The sequence below is a fragment of the Streptomyces anandii JCM 4720 genome, assembly GCF_014650655.1.
GTDB classification, from domain to species: Bacteria; Actinomycetota; Actinomycetes; order Streptomycetales; family Streptomycetaceae; genus Streptomyces; species Streptomyces anandii.
In genome coordinates this window covers 151032-160023 of sequence record NZ_BMVJ01000016.1, presented here as the reverse complement: position 1 = coordinate 160023, position 8992 = coordinate 151032, and the positions used below count along the sequence as shown (strand labels likewise).

Annotated in this window: 7 protein-coding genes; 5 read left to right on the top strand and 2 right to left on the bottom strand. The window is 72.3% G+C overall.

The window, feature by feature from the left end:
* Nucleotides 1-262: homocysteine S-methyltransferase family protein (locus IE249_RS38495; protein WP_229859266.1), on the bottom strand; the 262-nt coding region annotated here is incomplete at its 3' end.
* 297 nt (nucleotides 263-559) lie between these two features.
* Here IE249_RS38495 and IE249_RS25975 point away from each other — a divergent pair.
* The 5 genes from IE249_RS25975 to IE249_RS25955 all read left to right on the top strand — a co-directional run bounded on the left by IE249_RS25975 (nucleotide 560) and on the right by IE249_RS25955 (nucleotide 7473).
* Nucleotides 560-1324: an IclR family transcriptional regulator gene (locus IE249_RS25975; protein ID WP_189708449.1), complete on the top strand. Its 765-nt coding sequence runs from the start codon at nucleotides 560-562 to the stop codon at nucleotides 1322-1324.
* Nucleotides 1325-2172: 848 nt separating this feature from the next.
* Nucleotides 2173-2967 (top strand): MIP/aquaporin family protein, encoded by a 795-nt coding sequence (locus tag IE249_RS25970; protein ID WP_189708447.1) that lies wholly within the window; start codon nucleotides 2173-2175, stop codon nucleotides 2965-2967.
* Nucleotides 2968-3074: 107 nt separating this feature from the next.
* Entirely contained in the window at nucleotides 3075-4613 is a 1539-nt protein-coding gene (glpK, locus tag IE249_RS25965) for a glycerol kinase GlpK (RefSeq protein ID WP_189708445.1), read from the top strand.
* A gap of 9 nt (nucleotides 4614-4622) precedes the next feature.
* The gene (locus IE249_RS25960) at nucleotides 4623-6239 is read left to right on the top strand and encodes a glycerol-3-phosphate dehydrogenase/oxidase (RefSeq protein WP_189708443.1); all 1617 of its coding nucleotides are present in this window, start codon (nucleotides 4623-4625) and stop codon (nucleotides 6237-6239) included.
* 217 nt (nucleotides 6240-6456) lie between these two features.
* Nucleotides 6457-7473 carry a PAC2 family protein gene (locus IE249_RS25955; RefSeq protein ID WP_189708441.1) on the top strand — a complete coding sequence of 339 codons (1017 nt, stop codon included), beginning with the start codon at nucleotides 6457-6459 and terminating at the stop codon, nucleotides 7471-7473.
* An 88-nt stretch (nucleotides 7474-7561) separates the two neighbouring features.
* Here the strand turns inward: IE249_RS25955 and mshC are convergent, their stop codons facing one another.
* Nucleotides 7562-8791 carry a cysteine--1-D-myo-inosityl 2-amino-2-deoxy-alpha-D-glucopyranoside ligase gene (mshC, locus tag IE249_RS25950; protein WP_189708439.1) on the bottom strand — a complete coding sequence of 410 codons (1230 nt, stop codon included), beginning with the start codon at nucleotides 8789-8791 and terminating at the stop codon, nucleotides 7562-7564.
* Between the last annotated feature and the right edge of the window lie 201 nt (nucleotides 8792-8992).

Here is an 8992-nt window from a genome sequence, read left to right as displayed (position 1 = left end):
CGCCGAACGTGTTGGTCTCCACGCAGTCCACGCCGACCGCGAAGTAGGCCTCGTGGACCGAACGGACGATGTCGGGCCGGGTGACGTTCAGGATCTCGTTGCAGCCCTCGAGGTTCTGGAAGTCCTCGAGGGTGGGGTCCTGGGCCTGGAGCATCGTGCCCATCGCCCCGTCGGCGACCACCACTCGGGTGGCGAGGGCCTCGCGGAGGGCGGACACGCGGGTCCGGCTGTCGGTGGCAGGGGTCGGCGGCAACGAGGCCATGAAGGGGCTCCCTTGGGGTGCGACGGCTGTCGGCTTTGCGTCCTCCCGGAAATGCCCCGGGGAGCTTCCCAAGGAGGGCGCACGCCGCCAGGGTAGCCGGGACCGGCCCCGGATGGTCGGGGCGTCCACCACGCGGACGAAGATGGCGCCCGTGCCACCCCGCGGCGGCGGATGACGTAACAGGTGTCGACCGACCATTAGCGGTGAGTCGGCATGGACCGGTAGTGTTCGGCATTGCCGAACGGCGGCAGACCGGGTCGTCCGCCGACGGCACAAGGGGACGGAGGCAGGACGGCGATGGCACGGAACATCCAGTCGCTCGAACGGGCGGCCGCGATGCTGCGGTTGCTGGCGGGCGGCGAACGGCGACTGGGTCTGTCGGACATCGCCTCGTCACTGGGCCTCGCCAAGGGCACCGCCCACGGCATACTGCGCACCCTCCAGCAGGAGGGCTTCGTCGAGCAGGACGACGCCTCCGGGCGCTACCAGCTCGGCGCGGAGCTGCTGCGCCTGGGCACCACCTACCTCGACGTCCACGAGCTGCGCGCGCGGGCGCTGGTGTGGACCGACGACCTGGCCCGCTCCAGTGGCGAGAGCGTCTATCTGGGCGTGCTGCACCAGCAGGGCGTGCTGATCGTGCACCACGTCTTCCGTCCGGACGACAGCCGGCAGGTGCTTGAGATCGGAGCGATGCAGCCGCTGCACTCCACGGCTCTCGGCAAAGTGCTCTCGGCCTACGACCCGGTGGCGCACAGCGAGGCGATCGAGGCCGACCGCAAGGCGTTCACCGACCGGACGGTGTGCGACATGGACGGCTTCGAGCGCATCCTCGACCTGTCCCGCGCGCGGGGCTACGCGGCGGACGTGGAGGAGACCTGGGAGGGCGTGGCCTCGATCGCCGCGCCCATCCACGACCGGCGGCGCATGCCGGTCGGCGCGGTGGGCATCACCGGGGCGGTGGAGCGGGTGTGCCGCGACGGCGAACTGCGGCACGAACTGATCGCGGCGGTACGGGACTGCGCCCGAGCGGTCTCCCGGGACCTGGGCGCCGGCCGCTTCTGACCCGACACCGGGTCGCCGTACGACAAGACCACGCCCCACGGGGCCGCGGCAGGCTCGCGGGTACGCCCCCGCGGCCGTGGCCCAGCCCCCTGGGGAGCCCAGCCCCGGCCAGCCCCGAAGGGCCCTGGCACCCTGCCTGGCACGCCCCGGGAACCCGGCACGGACCATGACACCCGGGACACCGCGCGGCCTGTGGCCACCCCGGGACACCGCACGGCCCGTGGCCACCCCGGCCCGTACAGCCCGGCACACTTCCCCGGGTCCGCCGGCGCGCCAGCGTTTCCGGATCCGCCGGGCAGCGCACCCCAGGCCTCACGGGGACGCTTGCCGGCCCGCCGGTGTGCCGCCCGGGCCGCGCGTGGCACCCCGCGCCGGCGGGCGGACGCTCCGCGTCCGGCCGCGCCCGAGCCCCGGAACCCGCAGCGCCTCCGCCCCAGCGGTCGGGCTCCCCGCACGCGCACGTGCCCCACCGCCCCGCGCGGGGATTCGCCTCCCGCGGGGATTCGCCTCCCGCGGCCCTGGCGCCTCCTACCGCCGCCCCGGGGCGTCCCTCGCCGCCCCGGGCGTGTCCCCACGTGCTCAGGTGGGTACAGGTCGTGGCCATGTCGGGGCCCGGCGTGGTGGCCGATCAGTAACGATCGGGGTTTCGGCATCAGAAGTCTTGACGCCCGTGTGACGGCAAGGTGAGACTCCCGTCCATCGGTCGGCATTGTCGAACACCTTGCGGCAATACGCGTTAGAGTGTGACAACGCCAAGGGCCGGCATCGCTCTCATCCCCCGAGGGCGCCAGACCCCCGGAGGGACCCGGGGTACGGCTACCCCTGGACGAAGGACAAAGGAGTCGCGGGTGTCCAGCTCCGACATCTTCATCGGCGAGACCATCGGTACCGCCATACTCATCCTGCTCGGCGGCGGAGTGTGCGCCGCCGTCACGCTCAAGGCCTCCAAGGCCCGTAACGCCGGCTGGCTCGCCATCGCCTTCGGGTGGGGTTTCGCCGTCATGACGGCCGTCTACATCTCGGGCCCGCTCTCCGGCGCCCACCTCAACCCCGCCGTCACGGTCGCCCTCGCCATCAAGAACAGCGACTGGACGAACGTCCCCACCTACATCGCCGGGCAGCTCCTCGGCGCCATGATCGGCGCGGCCCTGGTCTGGGTCGCCTACTACGGCCAGTTCCACGCCCACCTCACCGACAAGGAGATCGTCGGCGGTCCGGGCGCCCAGGCCACCGCCGCCAAGGCGGTCGAGGCCCAGGAACAGGGCGCCGGCCCGGTCCTCGGTGTCTTCTCCACCGGCCCCGAGATCCGCAACGCGGTGCAGAACCTCCTCACCGAGATCATCGGCACCGTCGTGCTGATCCTCGCGGTCCTCACCCAGGGTCTCAACGACAAGGGCAACGGCCTCGGCATCCTCGGCGGTCTGATCACCGCGCTCGTGGTCGTCTCCATCGGCCTGTCGCTCGGCGGTCCGACGGGTTACGCCATCAACCCCGCGCGTGACCTCGGTCCCCGCATCGTGCACGCCCTCCTGCCCCTGCCCAACAAGGGCGGCTCCGACTGGGGCTACGCCTGGATCCCGGTGGTCGGCCCGCTGATCGGCGGCGCCATCGGAGCAGGTCTCTACAACGTCGCCTTCGCCTGACGGCCGCCGCGCTCCGTGCCCGCCGGCACGGAGCGCGGCGGCCCCCCGGCACGCGCCGTACCCACGGCCCCAGCCCCATTGACCACGGACTTCCTCAGGAGCACACAGTGACCGACGCCCACACCGCCGGCCCGTTCATCGCCGCCATCGACCAGGGCACCACCTCCTCGCGCTGCATCGTCTTCGACCGGGACGGCCGGATCGTCTCCGTCGACCAGAAGGAGCACGAGCAGATCTTCCCCAAGCCCGGCTGGGTCGAGCACAACGCCACCGAGATCTGGACCAACGTCCAGGAGGTCGTCGCCGGCGCCATCGAGAAGGCGGGCATCACCCGCGACGACATCAAGGCCATCGGCATCACCAACCAGCGCGAGACCACCGTGCTGTGGGACAAGAACACCGGTGAGCCCGTCCACAACGCCATCGTCTGGCAGGACACCCGCACCGACGGCCTGTGCCGCGAGCTCGGCCGCAACGTCGGCCAGGACCGCTTCCGCCGCGAGACCGGCCTTCCCCTCGCGTCCTACTTCGCCGGTCCCAAGGCCCGCTGGCTGCTGGACAACGTCGACGGCTTGCGCGAGCGCGCCGAGGCCGGCGACATCCTCTTCGGCACCATGGACACCTGGGTCATCTGGAACCTGACGGGCGGTGTCGACGGCGGCAAGCACGTCACCGACGTCACCAACGCCTCGCGCACCCTCCTGATGAACCTGCACACCATGGAGTGGGACGACAAGATCGCCGAGTCGATCGGCGTGCCGACGCAGATCCTGCCCGAGATCCGCTCCTCCGCCGAGGTCTACGGCGAGATCAAGGGCGGCAAGCTCGGCGACCTGCTCGGCGGCATCCCGGTCGCCTCCGCGCTCGGCGACCAGCAGGCGGCCCTGTTCGGCCAGACCTGCTTCTCCGAGGGCGAGACCAAGTCGACGTACGGCACCGGCACCTTCATGGTGATGAACACCGGTGACAAGATCATCAACTCCTACTCGGGCCTGCTGACCACCGTCGGCTACCAGATCGGCGACCAGAAGCCGGTCTACGCCCTGGAGGGCTCGATCGCCGTCACCGGCTCCCTGGTGCAGTGGATGCGCGACCAGATGGGCCTGATCTCCACCGCCGCCGAGATCGAGACGCTCGCGCTCTCGGTCGAGGACAACGGCGGCGCCTACTTCGTGCCGGCCTTCTCCGGCCTGTTCGCACCGTACTGGCGCTCCGACGCCCGCGGTGTGATCGCCGGCCTGACCCGGTACGTGACCAAGGCGCACCTCGCGCGCGCCGTGCTGGAGGCCACCGCCTGGCAGACGCGGGAGATCGCGGACGCCATGACGAAGGACTCCGGCGTGGAGCTCACCGCCCTCAAGGTCGACGGCGGCATGACCTCCAACAACCTGCTGATGCAGACGCTCTCGGACTTCCTGGACGCGCCGGTGGTGCGCCCGATGGTCGCCGAGACCACCTGCCTCGGCGCCGCCTACGCAGCCGGCCTCGCCGTCGGCTTCTGGGCCTCCACCGACGACCTGCGCCAGAACTGGCGCCGGGCCGCGGAATGGACCCCCCGCATGGACGCGGACACCCGCGACCGTGAGTACAAGAGCTGGCTCAAGGCCGTCGAGCGGACCATGGGCTGGCTCGAGGACGAGGAGTAAGAAACCCCAATGACCAGTCAGTCCACCCTGCAGTCCGTGCCTGCCCTGGGAACGCGTCCGGCCTTCGGCGTAGGGCCGAGCCGTGCTCAGACCCGGGAGCAGCTCTCGAAGGCGACGTACGACCTCCTCGTGATCGGCGGCGGCATCCTGGGCATCTCGACCGCCTGGCACGCCGCGCAGTCCGGCCTCAGGGTGGCTCTGGTCGACGCCGGCGACTTCGCCGGCGCCACCTCCTCCGCCTCGTCCAAGCTTCTCCACGGCGGTCTGCGCTACCTGCAGACCGGCGCGGTGAAGCTGGTGGCGGAGAACCACTTCGAGCGCCGTGCGGTCTCCCGCCAGGTGGCCCCCCACCTGGCGAACCCGCTCACGTTCTACCTCCCCGTGTACAAGGGCGGGCCGCACGGCGCGGCGAAGCTCGGGGCCGGCGTGTTCGCCTACTCCGCGCTCTCCGCCTTCGGTGACGGCGTGGGCCACCTGCTCAGCCCCTCCAAGGCCGCGCAGGACGTGCCCGAGCTGCGCACCGAGAACCTGAAGGCCGTGGCCGTCTACGGCGACGACCAGATGAACGACGCGCGCATGGCGCTGATGACGGTCCGCGCGGCCGTCGAGGCGGGCGCGGTGGTCCTCAACCACGCCGAGGTCACCGGGCTGCGCTTCACCAAGGGCCGGGTCACCGGCGCCGAGCTGAAGGACCGGCTCTCGGGCGAGGAGTTCGGCGTGAGCGCCCGCCTGGTGCTCAACGCGACCGGCCCCTGGGTCGACCACCTGCGCAGGATGGAGGACCCCGGTGCCGCGCCCTCGATCAGGCTGTCCAAGGGCGCGCATCTCGTCCTGAAGCGCACCTCCCCCTGGAAGGCCGCGCTGGCCACCCCGATCGACAAGTACCGCATCACCTTCGCCCTCCCCTGGGAGGACATGCTGCTGCTCGGCACGACCGACGAGGAGTACGAGGGCGACCCGGGCGAGGTCGCGGTCAACGACAAGGACATCGCCCAGATACTCGACGAGGCCGCGTTCTCCATCCGCGACCAGCAGCTCGACCGGGACCTGATCACGTACGCCTTCGCCGGTCTTCGGGTGCTGCCGGGCGGCCCCGGCGACACCGCCAAGGCCAAGCGCGAGACGGTGGTGACCGAGGGCAAGGGCGGCATGCTGTCGGTGGCGGGCGGCAAGTGGACGACGTTCCGGCACATCGGCCGTACGGTGATGCAGAAGCTGGAGGCGCTGCCGGGCGCCCCGCTGGGCGAGGACTTCGAGCCGATCTCCTCGCTGCCGAAGAAGCTGCCGCTGCCGGGCATCGCCAACCCGCGCGCGGTCGCCCACCGCCTGCTGGTGGACCGCCCGGCGCCCGGCCCGCGGATGGCCGCCGACACCGCCAGGCACCTGGCCACCCACTACGGCTCGCTGGCCTTCGACATCGCGCGGCTGGCCAACGAGAACCCGGAGCTGGGCGAGCGGGTCCACCCGGACGCCCCGGAGATCTGGGCGCAGGTCGTCTGGGCCCGCGACCACGAGTGGGCCGAGACGGAGGACGACGTGCTGCGCCGGCGTACGACGCTGACGATCCGTGGTCTGGCCACCGACGAGGTCCGCGCCAAGGTGCGGGACGTGCTCGACGGGGAGTGACCGCGCCGGCGGCCGCCGGACGGTGACCGCCGGGCCTTGAACGGGCGGCCGGCTCCCACCGCACTGGGAGCCGGCCGCTTCTGTGATCATGGGTGTTCGAGCCCGGGGAACGGGGCAGTCATCCGTTCACTCCCCCGTGCAAGGGGGTCGCGGGCGCCCCCGCCGGACGCCGTAAGGTTGGTGGGTCAGGCGAGGGCACGTCGGAAGGAGGCGCTGGGTGATCGAGCTCGAGGGGGTTCCCGAGCTGATCGACCCGGTCATGGTGGCCGCGTTCGAGGGCTGGAACGATGCCGGTGACGCCGCCTCCACCGCGGTCGCGCATCTGGAACGGGAATGGAAGGGCGAGGTGTTCGCGGCGCTGGACGCCGAGGACTACTACGACTTCCAGGTGAACCGCCCCACGGTGTTCATGGAAGCCGGAGTGCGCAAGATCACGTGGCCGACGACAAGGTTGTCGGTGGTGCGGGTCGGCGGCGAGAAGCCGCGCGACCTGGTGCTGGTGCGGGGCATCGAACCGTCCATGCGCTGGCGCTCGTTCTGCAACGAACTGCTCGGCTTCGCCCACGAGTTGGGAGTCGAGCTGGTGGTCATCCTGGGCGCCCTGCTCGGCGACACCCCGCACACGCGCCCGGTCCCGATCAGCGGGACCACCTCGGACGCGGACCTGGCCCGCCGGATGGACCTGGAGGAGACCAAGTACGAGGGCCCGACCGGCATCGTGGGCGTCCTCCAGGAGGCCTGTGCGCACGCCGGCGTCCCCGCGGTCTCCCTGTGGGCGGCGGTCCCGCACTACGTCTCGCAGCCGCCGAACCCGAAGGCGACCCTGGCGCTCCTGAATCGCCTGGAGGACCTGCTCGACCTGCGCGTCCCGCTGGGCGAGCTGCCCGAGGACGCGCGCGCCTGGCAGGTGGGCGTGGACCAGCTGGCCGCCGAGGACAGCGAGGTCGCCGAGTACGTGCAGACGCTGGAGGAGGCCCGGGACACCGCCGAGCTGCCGGAGGCGTCGGGCGAGGCGATCGCCCGCGAGTTCGAGCGGTATCTGCGGCGCCGGGACGGCGGCGGCCCCTCCCCCGGCGGCCACGCCACGGCGGACGGCGGGGACAGCGGCTCGTACCGGCGCGAGGGCCCCGGCAGCGGCCGTACGCGACCGCCGAAGCCGCCGCGGACCGGGGCGGAGCCGGACGCCCGCGAGACCCGCGACGAGCCGGACGGCGAGGAACCGTCGGGCGACTGAGCGGGCGGAGGAGACGGCCAGGGGCGGTGCGCTCGGCGCGCACCGCCCCTGAGACGTTCCCGGGCCGCGTGCGGCGGCCCGGCGTGGGTCAGAGGGCCACGCCCAGCAGGGCGTCCACGGCGCGCGAGACGAGTCCGGGCGCGCCCGTGTCCGTGCCGCCCGTCTCCTCCTGGAGGGCCACCCAGCGGTCCACGGCGGTGAGCGCGGCCGGGGCGTCCAGGTCGTCGGCGAGGGCGTCGCGGATCTCCTCGACCAGCGCGGCGGCGGCCGGGCCGTCGGGCCGGGAGACGGCCGAGCGCCAGCGGCCCAGCCGAGCGACGGCGTCCTGGAGCAGCTGGTCCGTCCACTCCCAGTCGGAGCGGTAGTGGTGCGCGAGGAGCGCGAGGCGGATGGCGGCGGGGTCGACGCCGTCGCGCCGCAGCCGCGACACGAAGACGAGGTTGCCCTTGGACTTGGACATCTTCTCGCCGTCCAGGGCGACCATGCCGGCGTGGACGTAGGCCTTGGCCATGGGGAACTCGCCGGTGAGCACCTGGGCGTGCGAGGCGCCCATCTCGTGGTGCGGGAAGGCGAGGTCGGAGCCGCCGCCCTGGACGTCGAAGCCCATCCCGAGGTGGTCGAGGGCGATGGCCACGCACTCGATGTGCCAGCCGGGCCGGCCGCGGCCGAGGGAGCCGCCGTCCCAGCTGGGCTCGCCGTCCCTGGCGGCCAGCCACAGCACCGGGTCGAGCGGGTTCTTCTTGCCGGGGCGGTCGGGGTCGCCGCCGCGCTCGGCGGACAGCAGCCGCATCGCGGCGGCGTCGAGGCGGGAGACCTCGCCGAAGTGCGGGTCGGACTCCACGGAGAAGTAGACGTCGCCGTCGAGCTCGTAGGCCGCTCCGAGGTCCCGCAGCCGCTCGACCAGCGGGACGATGCCGGGTATGGCCTCCACGGCGCCTATGTAGTGCCTCGGCGGCAGCATCCGCAGGGCGGTCATGTCCTCGCGGAACAGGGCGGTCTCCCGCTCGGCCAGCCGCACCCAGTCGACGTCGTCGCGCTGGGCCCGCTCCAGGAGGGGGTCGTCGACGTCGGTGACGTTCTGGACGTAGTGCACCTGCCGCTTGGTGTCGAGCCACACGCGCTGGACGAGGTCGAACGCGTTGTAGGTCGCCGCGTGACCCATGTGGGTCGCGTCGTACGGCGTGATGCCGCAGACGTAGATACGGGCGACGGGACCGGGGGTGAGGGCGACCAGGCCGCCGGTCGCGGTGTCGTGGATCCTCAGGTCGCGGCCCTGACCAGGCAGGGCGGGGACCTCGGAAGCGGGCCAGGCATGCATGTCATGAGCGTAACCGGACCGTGGTCCCGTCTACGAACCGGACGGCCCCACATGTCCGGGAAGGCGCTCTTGCGCGATCTTCGCGGATGTGCCGCGGGCTGCCGCCGGCCCGCCGGCAGCCCGCCGTCGTGAAGGGCGCTACACCGGTGGCCAGGGGATGGCCGGCCACTCGCCGCCCGGCTCGGGGTGCGTGCCGGAGGC

Excerpts from the sequence above, each read along its gene's own strand:
- IE249_RS25960 (WP_189708443.1), top strand. The coding sequence starts at position 4,623 with ATGACCAGTCAGTCCACCCTGCAGTCCGTGCCTGCCCTGGGAACGCGT.
- IE249_RS25975 (WP_189708449.1), top strand. The coding sequence starts at position 560 with ATGGCACGGAACATCCAGTCGCTCGAACGGGCGGCCGCGATGCTGCGG.
- mshC (WP_189708439.1), bottom strand. The coding sequence starts at position 8,791 with ATGCATGCCTGGCCCGCTTCCGAGGTCCCCGCCCTGCCTGGTCAGGGC.